The organism is Streptomyces sp. SAS_270, assembly GCF_052543295.1.
The window spans coordinates 14,563-28,232 of the sequence record NZ_JBMNDS010000113.1; the positions used below are offsets into that span (position 1 = coordinate 14,563).

Genomic DNA, 13,670 nt, shown 5'->3' on the forward strand with positions numbered 1-13,670 from the left:
TCCTGCGCTGCGCTGCCTTGCGGCTCTTCGCTACGTCCTGTCTATTCGCTCCGGGGCGCGTCGAACAGGGCGCTGACGGACTCCCCGTTGTGAATACGGCGCACGGCCTCGGACAGTGCGGGAGCGATGGACAGGATCCGCAGCTTCTCGGTGTGCTCCTCGCGCGGGATCGGCACGGTGTTCGTGCACACGATCTCCAGGATGTCGTCCTGATCGCTCAGCCGCTTGAGCGCACCGGCCGCGAACAGCCCGTGCGTGCAGGCCACCCGGATCGACCGCGGCCCCAACTCCCGCAGCCGCTCCAGGAGTTCCAGCACCGTGCTGCCCTTGGCGATCTCGTCGTCGAGCACGATGACGTCACGGCCGGCCACCTCACCGATGACGGAGTTGATGCTCACCCGGTCGTCGGCGAACCGCTGCTTGGCGCCCGCGGCCACCTGGGCGCCGATCATCCGGGCGAACGCGGCCGCCTCCTTCGCGTTGCCGAGGTCCGGCGAGACGACCGTGGTCCGCGACAGGTCGTAGCCGCGGAAGTGGGCGGCCAGCTCACGCAGGGCGTGCAGATGGTCGACCGGCACCGAGAAGAAGCCGTGCACCTGCGGCGAGTGCAGTGTCATGGCGAGGACGCGGCTCGCCCCGGCCGCCACCATCAGGTCGGCGACCAGCCGCCCGCCGAGCGAGATGCGCGGCTCGTCCTTCTTGTCCGAGCGTGCGTACGAGTAGTGCGGCATCACCACGGTGATCCGCCCGGCCGACGCGCCCCTGGCCGCGTCGCACATCAGCAGCAGCTCGACGAGATGTTCCTGCACGGGCTTGACCAGCGGCTGCACGAGGAACACATCACGCTCGCGGCAGTTGGCCTGGAGCTGTACCTCCAGACAGTCGTTGGCGAATCGGCTGACCCGGGTCGGACTGAGCGGCACGCCCAGATGGGTGCAGACCTCCGCCGCCAGCTCGGGATGGGCACTACCGCTGAACACGGCGATGTCACGCACGACGGCTCCTCGCATGATCGCGACCGGGGATGCGTGCCTCATGCTACTGGGCTCGCCCGGGCGCTCTGCCAGGTGGAAAACCGGTTGCGGACGGCCGCCGGGGGCACGGCATGATGGCGCGGCCGGAACCCGTCCGTGTCACTTAAAGCCACTCGAAGTCACTCGAAGCAGGAGAGCCGAATGCGCCGATTCCTCGGAACTTCTCAGCGCCCCCACCGGACGACTGTTCTCGAGGACTCGATCACGCATGCACACCCTGAACATCGGAATTCTGGCCCACGTCGACGCCGGTAAGACCAGCCTCACCGAGCGGCTGCTGTTCGACGGCGGCGCCATCGACCGGCTCGGCAGCGTCGACGGCGGGGACACCCGCACCGACGACGGGCACATCGAGCGGCAGCGCGGCATCACCATCCGTTCGGCTGTCGCCGCGTTCACCGTCGGCGACGTGCAGATCAACCTGATCGACACCCCCGGGCACGCCGACTTCATCGCCGAGGTGGAGCGCGCTCTGGAGGTCCTGGACGGTGCGGTGCTGCTGCTCTCCGCGGTGGAGGGCGTCCAGGCCCAGACGCGGGTCCTGATGAGGACCCTGCGGCGGCTCGGCCTGCCCACCCTCGTCTTCGTCAACAAGATCGACCGGGCGGGCGCGCGCGAACAGGAGCTCCTCGCCGAGATCGGCCGACGCCTGACGCCGTACGTCATCCCGCTCACGGGCGTGCGGAACATCGGCACCCCCCAGGCCCGGGTCGTGCCGCGCCCGCTGGACGAGCCGGCGCTCGGAACACTCGCCGAGGTGGACGACGGCGTCCTCGCCGCGGTCGTGGACGGCCCCGCGCCGACGCAGGACGAGGTGCGCACCGCCCTCACCGCACGGACCGCCGACGGCTCCCTCCACCCGGTCTACTTCGGATCGGCGCTGGGCGGACAGGGAGTCGCCGAGCTCGTGCGGGGACTGGTCCGGCTGGTCCCCGGCGCCGCGCAGTCGGCCGTGGAGCGCACGGTCACCGCACCCGGCGCCGCGCCGGACGGTCCCCCGGCCTCGCCGCGTGGCACGGTCTTCGCCGTCCGGCCGGGGCCGGGCGGCGAGCGCATCGCGTATCTGCGGCTGTACGACGGTGAGGTGACACTGCGTCAGCGGCTGAGCTTCGTCCGCCGCGAGGCCGACGGTCGCACCACCCGGGTGCCGGGGCGGGCGATGGCCCTGGACGTGGTCGGACGGCCCGGCGTCACCACGCTCACCCCGGGCGACATCGCCGCGCTGCGCGGTGTCGCCGGGGTCCGGGTGGGCGACCGCCTGGGCGAAGTCACCGCCCGTGCACCGCAGTTCGCGGCGCCGACCCTGGAGACCCTGGTGCGTGCCCGGCGCCCGGAGCAGGCGGCGCCCCTGCGCTCCGCACTGCTCGCCCTGGCGGACCAGGACCCCCTGATCCATGCCCGGCCCGCCGCGTCCGGCAGCACCGCGCTGCTCCTCTACGGAGAGGTGCAGAAGGAGGTCCTGGCGGCGACGCTCGCGCAGGACTTCGGTATCGAGGCGGACTTCGAGCCGAGCCGCGTCCGGTTGCTGGAACGCCCGAGCGGCACCGGTGAGGCGGTCGAGGAGATCCGGCGGCACGGACACTCGGGGTTCTGGGCGACGGTCGGCCTGCGCGTCGAGCCGGGACCGGTCGGCTCCGGCTCGGTGTTCGCCTACGAAACCGAACTCGGCGCCCTGCCCCGGGCGTTCCACCAGGCCATCGAGGACACGGTCCATACGGCCCTGCTCGACGGTCCCCGCGGCTGGGCGGTGACGGACTGCCGGGTCACGCTCATCCGCTCGGGATATGTCGGACCGCTCAGCACGGCCGCCGACTTCCGTGGTCTGACTCCGCTCGTGCTGCGGCGCGCCCTGGAGCGGGCGGGGACCCGCGTGTACGAGCCGTTCCATGCGTTCGAGGTGGAGGTTCCGCTCGACGCCCTTGCGCCGGTCACCGCCCAACTGGCCTCTCTCGGCGCCGAGTTCGGGGAGACGACGGGCGGGCGTACCGCCTGGCTGGTGACCGGGGAGATGCCGGCCCGGCAGGTGCGGGACGTCGAGCTTCGGCTGCCGGGGCTGACCCGCGGGGAGGGCGTGTGGTGGTCGCGCCCGTCGGGCGACCGCGCCCTGCGGGCCCCGCACGCGCACCGAGGCGCCCCCGGCGCGGTCCCTGAATCTTCAACTGATCTGCCTGCCAAGTGAATTGGGGGGAACACGGGCAGTAGGAAGGAGGACCGTCGACATGACGACGTCCATCAAGCGCATGCCCGGGTGGGCCAAGGGACTCAGTGCCGTCGCCCTGGTGCTCGTGGTGCTCTTCGCGGGGTTGCGGCTGGCCTTTTCGTTCGGGCTGCACGACGTGTTCGGCGAGGACACGCACGACCGCTCGGGGCCCGCGCTCCTCAAGTCGATCCAGGACATGAGCCGTTACGACGCCGCCTCGGGCAATTTCCAGGTGGTGGTGGATCTGGAGAAGGACGCGAAGTATCTGCCCGACGCCATCCGCGGCAGCCGCACGCTGTACGTGGGGGCCGGCACGGTCGACGCGTATGTCGACCTGGGCACCCTCGACACCAAGGACGTGACGGTCAACGACGACCGCACGTCGGCCACGCTCCGGCTGCCGCACGCGGCGCTGGGCAGGCCCGCGCTCGACCCGGACCACTCCTACGCCGTCTCCAAGCAGCGGGGGCTCCTGAACCGGCTCGGCGATCTCTTCTCGGACAACCCGAACGACGAGCGGGCCGTGCAGAGGCTCGCCGCCCGGCACATCGGCGAGGCGGCGAAGGACAGCCGGCTCACCTCGCGCGCCGAGGTGAACACCACCGGCATGCTCCAGGGGCTGCTGCGCTCGCTCGGCTTCAAGGAGGTGAACGTGACCTACGGCGCGTGAGCGCGCAGTGGCGCACCCGTCTCAGCCGCTGAGGATCCCCGGCAGCGCCAGCGCCCCCAGCACGGTCGCGCCCACCAGCAGCCACGCCACGTAGTCCCCGATGTGCCCGGACTGCAGCCGTCGCAGCGCTCCCGTCCAGGGCCGTTCCCCCAGCAGTTCCGGCCGGGCGACGGCGAGCGCCGCGAGGCCCGCGGCCAGCAGCGTCGACAGCAGACCGAGGAGTACGCCGACGAGGGTCCAGTGGGGTGAGGTGATCGCCCCGCCGGACCCGGCCTCGCTCACGGCATGGCCCACCACGGAGGCGAAGCCCGGCGCCGCGCCGACGGTGAGCGACGCGGCCAGCAGCAGCGCGGGCACCCCGGTCATGGTGTCCGGCACCCGCATCAGCCGGTGCCGGGTCTCGGGCGCCTCCTCGGTGCCGGTCGTCTCGTACGAGGCGTGCTCGGGCGGCGGCGGGCCGAGCCCGAAGAACACCCGTGCGGCGACGCGGAGTACGGCACCCCCGGTCACCGCGGAGACGGCGACGAACAACGCGGTGAAGAGCCCGCCGAGCGCCTCCTCGGTGACCGCCTTGCCGAGCCCGGTACCGAAAGGCGGCAGCCCTGCGAGGCCGAGGCCGCCGACGACGAACAGGGCGGCGACGCCGCGCAGGCGCCGCGCGCGCCCGTACAGCTCGTGCTCGTCGACGCAGCCGTAGCGGTCGAGGAGGATGCCGGTGCAGGCGAACAGGGCGGCCTTCACGCCGGCGTGGCCCAGGATGTACAGCGCGACCCCGTCGTCCGCCTCCGGTGTGAGCGAGCCGATCCCGATCACGAACAGCCCCATGTGGGCGATCGTCGAGTACGCCAGCAGCCGCTTCACATGACGCTGGTACCAGCACATGACGGCGCCGACCACCGCCGTGACGACGCCGAGGACCGTCAGCGCGCGCTCCAGGTCGGCCGCCGGGATCCCGCCGGGCCCGGCGAAGACCGTCCCGTACACCCGCCAGACGCCGTACGCGCCGAGTTCCACCATCACACCGGACATCAGCAGGCACACCGGTGTGGGTGCGACCGCGTGGGCGTCCGGCAGCCAGAAGTGGAAGGGCACGGCGGCGGCCTTCACCAGCAGGCCGGTCATCACCAGCACGAAGGCCGCGAGAGTGAGGGCGTCGGGCCCGCCGTGCGCGTCCAGGCCCCGCCCGATCTGGGTCATCGAGAGCTCACCGGTGCGCGCGTACAGCAGCCCGATGCCCGTCAGCATGGCGTACGCGCCGAGCGAGTTGACGACTCCGAAGGTCAACGCGCCCTGCACCGCCTTGGGTTCCTCGACCCGGTGGCCCGTGAGGGCGTAGGCCACCACGCTCATCAGCTCGAAGAAGACGAACGCGTTGAAGAGGTCCCCGGCGATGGAGAATCCGCACATGCCGCCCTGGAAGAGCAGCATCAGGGCGGGGAAGGAGCCCGCGTGGCGGCGCGGCGGTTCGTCGAAGTAGTGCCAGGAGTAGGCGAGAGCCGCCAGTGTCAGCAGCGAGGCGAGCGCGGCCATGCCGAGGCCCGGGCCGTCCCCGACCAGGACGATGCCGACGCTCTCCCCGTTGTCGGGCGTCCATCCGCCCACCCACTCGACGAACGGCGGCGAGGAGTTCAGCAGCAGCACGATCGTGAGAGCCGCCGTGCCCGCGGAGACGGCGCAGCCGAACGTCTCGGCGACGGCGCGCGGCACCCGGCGGCCGCCCGCGGTCAGGAGTCCGGCTCCGAGCAGGGGGACGGCGACGAGCAGCGGCAGCAGGTGGTTCATCAGCCGCGCAGCTCCGAGAGTTCGTTGGGGTCGACCGTGCCGTGGCGCTTGGAGATCTGCATGACGAGCGCGAGCAGCAGCGCGGTGACCGTGGCGCCCACGACCACGTCGGTCAGGGCGAGCGCCTGCACGACCGGGTCCACCACGGGCCGCGAGCCGGGCTTCACGTCGGAGTAGACGGGCGCGGTCGCGCCGTCGCGGTAGCCGACGGCCAGCAGCAGGATGTAGGTGGCGGACTGGCACACCGCCAGGCAGCCGACGGCGTGGATCAGGTTGCGGCTGGTCGCCATCCCGTAGCAGCCGACCAGGAAGACCCATACGGAGACGAGGTAGGGCAGTACCTGCATCACTTCCCGCTCCCTTCCTCGATCTCGACCGCCTGGTCCAGGAAGCGGGCGAGCAGCACGACGACCGCGCAGGCGACCTCCATGCCGATGGCCGCGTTCAGCAGGGGGACGGTGCCGCCCGAAGACAGGGTGTTGAACGTGCCGTGCGGCAGCAGTGTGTTGGCGAGGAACGCGGAGCCGCCCAGCACGCCCGCGAGGCCCGTGACGACATAGGCGGACGCCGCGACCGCGTCGCCCGCCTCGTAGAGGCCTAGCGGGCGGATGCGTTCCAGGGCGCGGTAGTCGACGCCGAGGTAGAGCAGGTGCAGGGCGGTCGCGGCGACAACGCCGCCCTGGAAGCCGCCTCCGGGGCTGAGCTGTCCGTGGGCGATGACGTACAGGCCGGTGAGCAGGGCGACGGGCAGGACGACCAGCGCGTAGCGGCGGACGGCGGGGGCGACGTCCTCGGGTTCCGGTGCGCCCCGCCGCTCGTCGCGGGTCTGACGCAGCAGGACGACCGTGCCGAGGACGGACGCGAAGAGGATGGTCATCTCGCCGAGCGTGTCGAAGGCGCGCTGGTCGAAGTTGACGGACGCGATGGTGTTGGCGGTGCGTCGGGCGAGGGACGCGTGGACCGCCCTCGTCCCGTACGGGTGCCGGTCGCCGCCGAAGCCGGGCAGCCGCAGACAGGCGGCGACGAGGAGCGCGGCGAGTCCCACACCGCTGAGGGCCAGCAGCCACAGCCGTACCCGCCGGGTCATCGTGGTTCCCGCTTGCGCCGCTGTCGCCGTCTGACCTTGCGCACGGACAGCATGAGCAGCAGAGGGGTCAGGGCGGAGCCGACGGCGAGCTGTGAGAGAGCCACGTCGGGGGCCTGGAGCACGGTGAACAGGACGGCCAGGACCGTGCCGAGGACGGCCAGTACGAGCGCCTGCCGTTCGGGGTCGCGCACCGCGACGGCCGCGGTCGCCGAGGCGGCGACCAGCAGCAGGGCGACGACGATCAGCGGGTCATCCATGGCGCCTTCTCGCGAACCCGCCGGACAGGGCCCGGGAGGCGACCAGGTTCCCGCCGATCAGCAGGGCGCCGATCACCAGGAGTTTCACCATCGCCCGGCTCGGACCGGTGGCCGCGCACAGGACGAGCACGACGACGCCGCCGAGCCCGGCGACCGCGAAGGTGAGGGACCAGGCGCGCGGCGGGTCCTTGGCCAGGTCCTCGGCGAGCAACCGCGCGAAGACGAGGGTGCCGACGGGACCGAGGAGGGCGAGGATCAGCGCGAGATCCACGTACGACGGCCGGTCGTATCCCTGGGAGAGCAGCAGCAGGCCCGGGCAGGCCAGGGCCGTGGAGAGGTTCTGGGCGACGGCCCTGCGACGCAGCGGCCCGGTTGCCACGCCCCACACCGTGGCGCCGACGCCTCCGGCGAACACGGCCGTCGCCGCGGCGGTCCAGGCGTTCACCGCCCGCTCACCGCCCGCCGCGCGCCCCTGGCGGCGAGCGCCGCGAGGAGGGCGCAGCCCCCTCCGACGGCCAGTTCCAGGGTGTCGACCGTGCTGATGTACACCAGCCACAGCGCGCCGAGGGCGGCCCACCAGGCGAGTACCTCGACCGCGGCTCGCAGCGTCGCACGTCGGTTCATACGCCACCTCCGGGGGCCTCGCCCGCCACGCCGACCGAACCTTTCCCACCGCTTTGAGCGGAATTTCCGTTCCGTCATCCAAGCACCGCTCCGGCTTCGCGGGTCGGCGGCGCGCGACGGGTCGCTGCCCGGAGTGCCCAGGCAGCGCGAAGGGAAACCGAGGAGGCCGTGGCCGGGGCGCCGGCGAACCGGTTCCGGGGTCGGTGCGCGGCGCCGCATCGTCGCTGCGGATGCGGGTAACCGCCTTGTTAGTCACGGCAGTTGAATCCGGGAGGATCGCATGGTCCGTACAGTGCTGCGCACGCGTACCGCGAAATCCGCTCACCGGCCCGAAGCACCGCCGGCGGCACCGGCCCGAAAGCCGCTCCCGCTCCCTGTACGTCTACTGGTCATGCTGCTGGCCTTCACGGCCATGGTGGCGTTCGCGGTCGCGCTGGCCCGGCTCACGCTGCAGCCGTCCCCGGCGTCGGAGTCGCTGATCCACAGCAACTTGCGTCCGGGCCGCTCCCTGCACGCCTATCTCGCCCAGCCCGCGCTGCGCGACGCCGTCAAGCAGATCGGCGGGAACCTCCTGCTCGGCGTGCCCTTCGGGGTGCTGCTGCCCGTTCTCGCACCCCGGGCGCGGGGGGTGGTGCGCGTTCTGGCGATCACCGCCACGGTGATGCTGCTGGTCGAGCTGGTGCAAGGGGCACTCATCACCGGCCGCGCCTTCGACATCGACGACGTTCTCCTCAACACCGCCGGGGCACTCGTCGGTTACCTGCTGCTGGGGCGGCGGCTCGGACACGTCGTGCACCCGCGCAAGCGGCGCCGGGCACGGAAGGAGACGGTGGGCTGACGCAGAGCGCTGGCGTACGGCGTACGGCTGACCTGGAAGAAGGAGCCAGGGGTACGCGGTCATAACGGGAGAAGGGCATTTCGACCGGCTTCAGCGCATGCTTGACAGGGGGATCACTCGCCGACGAGGAGATCACTCAGTGGGGACAGCAGGCGCGGCGGCCGTGACGATGATGGCCGTCAACCCGACGGACGGTGCCTCGGTGCTCGCGACATTCGGTGCGCTGGGCGTCCTGGTGGTGATCTTCGCCGAGTCGGGTCTGCTGGTGGTCGGCTTCTTCCTTCCCGGTGACACCTTGCTGTTTCCGGCCGGAGTGCTGTGTGCGGGAAGCGGCGACAAGGCGCCCCAGCTGGTGCTGTGGCAGGTGCTGGTGTGCGCGGCCGTCGGGGCGATTGCCGGGGCGCAGGTGGGGTTCGTGATCGGGCGGCACGGCGGAAGAGCGCTCCTGACCCGCAGCTCCAATCCGCGCCTGAAGCGGGGCGCGGCTCGCGCGGAAGAGCTGCTGGCCCGCTACGGCCACGGCAAGGCGATCGTGCTGGGGCGTTTCGTGCCGGTGCTGCGGACGGTGCTGCATCCGGCGGCCGGGGCCCTGGGCGTGCCCGTGCGCGCCTTCGTCCTGTGGCAGGTGGTCGGCGGTCTGCTCTGGTCGCAGAGCCTTGTTCTGGCGGGGTACGCCCTGGGCTCGTCGGTGCCGCATCTCGACCGCTGGCTGCTGCCGCTGGTCGCGGCGGTCGTCGTGGTCTCGCTGCTGCCACTGGTGACGGAGATACGGCGGTCACGGCGCGGTCGGCGCTCGTCGTCGGCGTCGTCCTGAGCGGCCCGCGGCGGCGTCGGCTCGGCGGCCGTCGCGCGAGCCTCCTCGGGCGACGGCCGCTTGATTGCGTGGGGCCTGCCCGCCTACTCGGACTTCGTCGGGTCGGGTGCCGGCAGTCGGCCCGGTTCCTGTTCGTCCTGGGGGGCGGGCAGATACGGCGTGATCAGCAGCCGGTACACGGCGGCCCCTGCCACTCCCCCGATCAGCGGTCCCACGATCGGCACCCAGAAGTAGAGGTTGCCGTACTGGTCACGCCATGCGGTGCCGTACCCGGTGATGAAGCTGGCGAGGCGGGGGCCGAAGTCGCGGGCCGGGTTGATGGCGTAGCCGGCGTCGGTGCCCCAGGCCATTCCGATGGCCACGACGAGGAGGCCGATGACGAGCGGGGCGAGATTGGCGCCGGGCGGGGTGTTGAGCAGATCGGTGATCGCGAAGATGACCAGGACCAGGATCGCGGTTCCGATGACCTGGTCGCGCAGCGCGCCGAGTTCGCTGACCGGGAGGGCGCCGTTGCCGGGGAGTGTGGAGAACACGCCCTGGGTCTTGATGGTGTGGCCCGGGTCGGCCTTGGCCAGGACCTCGCTGTAGTTCCAGCGGACCAGGAGGGCGGCGACGAAGGCACCCGCGGTCTGGGCCAGGGAGTACGGCAGGACCTTCTTCCAGGGGAAGCCCTTGAAGCAGGCCAGGGCCACGGTCACCGCGGGGTTGAGATGGGCGCCGCTGATGCGAGCGGCCACGTACACGCCGAGGGTGACCCCGAGACCCCAGGCCCAGGCGATGCTGTCGTGGTCACCGATCCCGGCGCCGACGACCTGGGCCACCACGCCGCAGCCGAAGAGAATGAGGATCAGGGTCCCCAGGAACTCCGAGGACAACTCGCCGATCAGTTCCGATCTGGACGTCCGCTCCGCCATGAGGCACCGCCTTCCGCCAGGAGTGGATGGGTGGTCGCGAGCGTAGTTCTCTGACGCCGGGTGTCCAGGGGACCCGCAACAACTGGAGCAGCCGCCACCTCTTTCCCGTACGACGGAAGGGCGACCGCGCACGGCAAGGGCTAGCCTTGACCGCAAACTAGTAAGTGCGCATACTAAATGCATGATGACTCTCGGGAACGCCCGCATCACCTCCGCCGCCGCACCTGCCGCCTTCTTCGCCCGCTGGGCCGACATGGCCACCTGGCCCGAGTGGAACGCCGACACGGAATGGGTGCGCCTGGACGGGCCCTTCGCCACCGGATCCACCGGGGTCCTCAAGCCGAAGGGGGCTCCGAGGACGAAGTTCGTCATCGCCGCGCTGTCCGACAGCGAGTTCACCGATGTCTCGCTGCTCCTGGGTGCCCGCCTGACCTTTCATCACCTCGTCGGGGCAGCTCCCGCAGGCGGCTCGGACGTGCAGGTCTCGGTCACTCTGGCCGGACCGCTGGCCCGGGTGTGGAACCTGATCCTGGGCAAGGGGATCAAGGAGACGCTCCAGCGCGACCTGGAGTCCCTCCGGGCCGTCGCCGAGGCCGCGAGCGAGGCCCGGGCATGAGGTACTGGCTTGGCGTCGTCTGCCGCGACCACGTCCAGCGCGCCACGGGCCTGGGCATCGCCCAGCTGGGCCACGGCAGACGCGACGGCCTGGCCCGGCTCAGTGCCGGGGACTGGCTCGTCTACTACTCGCCCCGCACCAGTCTGCGCGACGGCCGCCCGCTCCAGGCGTTCACGGCGATCGGCGAGGTCGCCGACGAGGAGATCTGGCAGGCGGACGAGGGCGCGTTCAAGCCCTGGCGCCGCCGGGTCCGCTATCCGGCGGACGCGACGGAGGCTCCCGTCAGGGCCTTCGACGGCGCCCTGGACCTGACGTCCGGTGCGAACTGGGGGCACCGACTGCGCCGCGGACTGGTCGAGCTGACCCCCTCCGACTTCGGCCTCATCCGCTCGGCCATGATGGCCGGATGAACGACCGCGACCTCAACTCCGCATTCACCGACGCCGAGGAGAGCCCCGGGTTGCTGCTGTGGCAGGTCACCAACCGCTGGCAGGCGGCCCAGCGCGCCACTCTCAAGCCGTACGGGCTCACGCACGTCCAGTTCGTCCTGCTCGCGGCGCTCACCTGGCACGGCACCGACGGCCCGGTGACCCAGAAGGCCCTGGCGGGCCACGCCGCGACCGACCCGATGATGACCTCCCAGGTGCTGCGCGCCCTGGAGGACCGCGGCCTCGTCGAACGCCGCCCCCACCCCCAGGACGGCCGGGCCCGCGCCCTCGCGGTCACCCCCGAAGGCCAGGCTCTCGCCAACCGCGCCGTACTTGCCGTCGAAAGCTGCGACGCGGAGTTCTTCGCCCCCCTCGACGACCAGACCCCCGAATTCACCCGCGCACTGCGCAAGCTCAAGGAATCCTCGGGCTGACGGGTCTTGGCCGGTCAGCGGACCCAGTCGCCGGTGAGGCCGAGGACCGAGGTGCCGTCGAGGTCGGTCAGCTTGGTGGCGATGAACTGGCGGGCCCAGTCGGAGGTCTGGACACGGAAGGCGGGGCGCTCGGCGGTCAGCGCCTCGATGATGGGGGCGGCGGCCTGCGCCGGGGTCTGCGCGTTGCTGAAGGACTTCGTGGTCCGCTCGACGTAAGCCTGCAGGGCGGGTGCATACGGGCCCGCGGCGGCCAGCATGGCGGGCAGGTCCAGGCCCACGTTGGTCACGAACTCGCTGGCCACGGCGCCGGGTTCGACCACGGTGACATCGACGCCGACGGTTGCGGCGACGGGGGCCAGGGACTCCATGAAGCCCTCCACGGCGAACTTCGCGGCGCAGTACGCCTCGTTGAACGGCTGGCCGACGACGCCGCCGACGCTGGTGACGGTGATCAGCCGGCCCTCGGAGGCGCGCAGGTGGGGCAGGGCGGCCCGGCTGACGTTCACCACACCGAAGAAGTTGACCTCCATGGCGCTACGGACGTCCTCGACGGTGCCCTGCTCGATGGTGCCGACCTGGCCGACACCGGCGTTGTTGACCAGCGCGTCCAGCTTCCCGAACTCGGCGATCACCTCGTCGACGCACGCGGCCACCGACTCCGGGTCGATCACGTCGAGACGCTTGACGTGGACCCGGTCGGCGACACCCGCCTCGGCGGCGGCCTTGCGCAGGGCATCGGCCCTGCTGGTGTCACGAAGGGTGGCGACGGCGATCCAGCCCGCCTCGGCGGCGGCGACGGCGGCGGCCAGGCCGATGCCGGACGAGGCGCCGGTGATCAGGACGGTCTTGGCCATGTCGGCCTCTTCTCTGCTCGCATTTCCGTGTGTGCACACACACCATACTTTTGTGTGCGCACACACGCAACTGCGTAAGATGAACGCCATGGCCCGCGAAAATCTCACCCTGGGAGAACTTCCCGCCCGCGACCACGCCTTCTACGGCCTGGTGTGGGCGGGTTCGACCCTTACCGCGCAGGTCGACCAGGCGCTCGTCCGAGCCCATGACCTGCCGCTTTCCTGGTTCGAGGTGATGCTGTGGCTGCACGGCCGAACGGAGCCGGTCGCCGCGTCCGAGCTGGGCGCCAAGACCCTGCTCAGCCGCAGCCAGGTCTCCCGGGTCATCGACGCGCTGCGCGTCCGGGGCCTGGTCGAACGCGTCCCCTCCCGCCACGACGCCCGCTCGGTCCTCATCGCACTCACCGAGAAGGGGCGCCAGGCCTTCACCCAGGCCGACGCCACCCGTCGGCAGGTCCTGGCCGGACTCTTCGACGACCTGCTCGACGACCAGGACATCCAGGCACTGAACACGGTCTGGGCGAAGCTCAAGCAACGCCCCCGCGCCTGACCCCCGGACCGTCCGCCCGCGGCCCCCACCGCGGGCGGACGGCGTCTGTCAGCAGCTCATGGACCAGGTGTGGGAGTCACCCCGGTCGTTGGCCACTCCGTTGTAGCCGACCTCCTGGCCCGGGGTGAGACAGATGGTCATGTCGCCGCCCTGCCAGGCGTCGGCGTAGACGCGGACGTGGTCCTTGACTCCCGGCCCGGAGATGCCGTGGTTGGCCCAGGAGGAGTCCGCGTCGGCGATCCAGCTCTCCCACCAGCCGTCGTCGCCTGACCAGTTGGCGCGTTGTCCGTCGAAGTTGGCGTTCTCCCAGACGCAGAAGTTGCCGCTGGGGCAGTCGGCCGCGCCGGCGGGTGCGGCGAGGGCCAGGCCGCCCGTGAGGGCGAGGAGGGCCGCTGCGGCGGCGGTGGCGAGGCGCTTGATGATCACGAAGGGGTACTGCCTTTCTCTCGGGTACCACTGACGGGCCGCTCGGCGGACAGGGCCGCCGCGCGGTGCAGCGCGCGGGTGCGCAGCTGCCGGTAGGTGGTCAGCTGTCCGCGCCGGTCGGCGCGGACCTTGGCCTGCGAGA

General features: G+C 71.6%; 18 protein-coding genes. 8 read left to right on the plus strand and 10 right to left on the minus strand.

Features of this window, described 5'->3' with window-relative positions:
* Positions 1–41: 41 nt before the first annotated feature.
* Positions 42–995, minus strand: a complete 954-nt coding sequence (locus ACN6LB_RS42160; RefSeq protein WP_445030515.1) for a ribose-phosphate diphosphokinase — start codon at positions 993–995, stop codon at positions 42–44.
* 247 nt (positions 996–1,242) lie between these two features.
* On the opposite strand from ACN6LB_RS42160, the gene otr(A) reads away from it, so the two are divergent.
* Both otr(A) and ACN6LB_RS42170 read left to right on the plus strand, forming a co-directional pair.
* Positions 1,243–3,213, plus strand: a complete 1,971-nt coding sequence (gene otr(A), locus ACN6LB_RS42165) for a tetracycline resistance ribosomal protection protein Otr(A) (RefSeq protein ID WP_445030516.1) — start codon at positions 1,243–1,245, stop codon at positions 3,211–3,213.
* A gap of 40 nt (positions 3,214–3,253) precedes the next feature.
* Positions 3,254–3,904 (plus strand): DUF4230 domain-containing protein, encoded by a 651-nt coding sequence (locus ACN6LB_RS42170; RefSeq protein ID WP_356140724.1) that lies wholly within the window; start codon positions 3,254–3,256, stop codon positions 3,902–3,904.
* Positions 3,905–3,925: 21 nt separating this feature from the next.
* On the opposite strand, the gene ACN6LB_RS42175 is transcribed toward ACN6LB_RS42170, so the two are convergent.
* The 6 genes from ACN6LB_RS42175 to ACN6LB_RS42200 are packed head-to-tail and all read right to left on the minus strand — an operon-like array spanning position 3,926 to position 7,654.
* Positions 3,926–5,686, minus strand: coding sequence for a complex I subunit 5 family protein (locus ACN6LB_RS42175; protein WP_445030517.1), 1,761 nt, complete (start codon positions 5,684–5,686; stop codon positions 3,926–3,928).
* The gene (locus tag ACN6LB_RS42180) at positions 5,686–6,033 is read right to left on the minus strand and encodes a sodium:proton antiporter (protein WP_445030518.1); all 348 of its coding nucleotides are present in this window, start codon (positions 6,031–6,033) and stop codon (positions 5,686–5,688) included. Before ACN6LB_RS42180 ends, ACN6LB_RS42175 begins: the two co-directional genes overlap by 1 nt.
* Entirely contained in the window at positions 6,033–6,773 is a 741-nt protein-coding gene (locus ACN6LB_RS42185; RefSeq protein ID WP_445030519.1) for an MnhB domain-containing protein, read from the minus strand. Before ACN6LB_RS42185 ends, ACN6LB_RS42180 begins: the two co-directional genes overlap by 1 nt.
* Positions 6,770–7,030 carry a Na(+)/H(+) antiporter subunit B gene (locus ACN6LB_RS42190; protein ID WP_356140731.1) on the minus strand — a complete coding sequence of 87 codons (261 nt, stop codon included), beginning with the start codon at positions 7,028–7,030 and terminating at the stop codon, positions 6,770–6,772. Before ACN6LB_RS42190 ends, ACN6LB_RS42185 begins: the two co-directional genes overlap by 4 nt.
* A complete protein-coding gene (locus ACN6LB_RS42195; RefSeq protein WP_445030520.1) occupies positions 7,023–7,475 on the minus strand; it encodes a monovalent cation/H+ antiporter complex subunit F in 453 nt (150 codons plus the stop codon). The genes ACN6LB_RS42190 and ACN6LB_RS42195 overlap by 8 nt, the downstream gene beginning before the upstream one ends.
* Positions 7,472–7,654 carry a hypothetical protein gene (locus ACN6LB_RS42200; protein WP_445030521.1) on the minus strand — a complete coding sequence of 61 codons (183 nt, stop codon included), beginning with the start codon at positions 7,652–7,654 and terminating at the stop codon, positions 7,472–7,474. Before ACN6LB_RS42200 ends, ACN6LB_RS42195 begins: the two co-directional genes overlap by 4 nt.
* A 280-nt stretch (positions 7,655–7,934) precedes the next feature.
* Between ACN6LB_RS42200 and ACN6LB_RS42205 the strand changes: the two genes are divergently transcribed.
* Together ACN6LB_RS42205 and ACN6LB_RS42210 are read left to right on the plus strand one after the other, a co-directional pair.
* Positions 7,935–8,492, plus strand: a complete 558-nt coding sequence (locus tag ACN6LB_RS42205; RefSeq protein WP_356140737.1) for a VanZ family protein — start codon at positions 7,935–7,937, stop codon at positions 8,490–8,492.
* Between the two features lie 169 nt (positions 8,493–8,661).
* The gene (locus ACN6LB_RS42210) at positions 8,662–9,306 is read left to right on the plus strand and encodes a DedA family protein (RefSeq protein WP_445030527.1); all 645 of its coding nucleotides are present in this window, start codon (positions 8,662–8,664) and stop codon (positions 9,304–9,306) included.
* Positions 9,307–9,389: 83 nt separating this feature from the next.
* On the opposite strand, the gene ACN6LB_RS42215 is transcribed toward ACN6LB_RS42210, so the two are convergent.
* Entirely contained in the window at positions 9,390–10,220 is an 831-nt protein-coding gene (locus tag ACN6LB_RS42215; protein WP_356140739.1) for an MIP/aquaporin family protein, read from the minus strand.
* Between the two features lie 181 nt (positions 10,221–10,401).
* On the opposite strand from ACN6LB_RS42215, the gene ACN6LB_RS42220 reads away from it, so the two are divergent.
* From ACN6LB_RS42220 to ACN6LB_RS42230, 3 genes are read left to right on the plus strand one after another with little or no spacing between them, the layout of a single operon-like run.
* Positions 10,402–10,836, plus strand: coding sequence for an SRPBCC family protein (locus ACN6LB_RS42220; RefSeq protein ID WP_445030522.1), 435 nt, complete (start codon positions 10,402–10,404; stop codon positions 10,834–10,836).
* The gene (locus ACN6LB_RS42225) at positions 10,833–11,246 is read left to right on the plus strand and encodes an EVE domain-containing protein (RefSeq protein WP_445030523.1); all 414 of its coding nucleotides are present in this window, start codon (positions 10,833–10,835) and stop codon (positions 11,244–11,246) included. Before ACN6LB_RS42220 ends, ACN6LB_RS42225 begins: the two co-directional genes overlap by 4 nt.
* The gene (locus tag ACN6LB_RS42230) at positions 11,243–11,698 is read left to right on the plus strand and encodes a MarR family winged helix-turn-helix transcriptional regulator (RefSeq protein ID WP_445030524.1); all 456 of its coding nucleotides are present in this window, start codon (positions 11,243–11,245) and stop codon (positions 11,696–11,698) included. Before ACN6LB_RS42225 ends, ACN6LB_RS42230 begins: the two co-directional genes overlap by 4 nt.
* Before the next feature lie 14 nt (positions 11,699–11,712).
* On the opposite strand, the gene ACN6LB_RS42235 is transcribed toward ACN6LB_RS42230, so the two are convergent.
* Positions 11,713–12,552 (minus strand): SDR family NAD(P)-dependent oxidoreductase, encoded by an 840-nt coding sequence (locus ACN6LB_RS42235; protein WP_445030525.1) that lies wholly within the window; start codon positions 12,550–12,552, stop codon positions 11,713–11,715.
* A gap of 88 nt (positions 12,553–12,640) precedes the next feature.
* Here ACN6LB_RS42235 and ACN6LB_RS42240 point away from each other — a divergent pair, with 88 nt between their 5' ends.
* Positions 12,641–13,102 (plus strand): MarR family winged helix-turn-helix transcriptional regulator, encoded by a 462-nt coding sequence (locus tag ACN6LB_RS42240; RefSeq protein WP_445030526.1) that lies wholly within the window; start codon positions 12,641–12,643, stop codon positions 13,100–13,102.
* Between the two features lie 48 nt (positions 13,103–13,150).
* Here the strand turns inward: ACN6LB_RS42240 and ACN6LB_RS42245 are convergent, their stop codons facing one another.
* Positions 13,151–13,522, minus strand: a complete 372-nt coding sequence (locus ACN6LB_RS42245) for a peptidase inhibitor family I36 protein (RefSeq protein ID WP_445030528.1) — start codon at positions 13,520–13,522, stop codon at positions 13,151–13,153.
* Between the last annotated feature and the right edge of the window lie 148 nt (positions 13,523–13,670).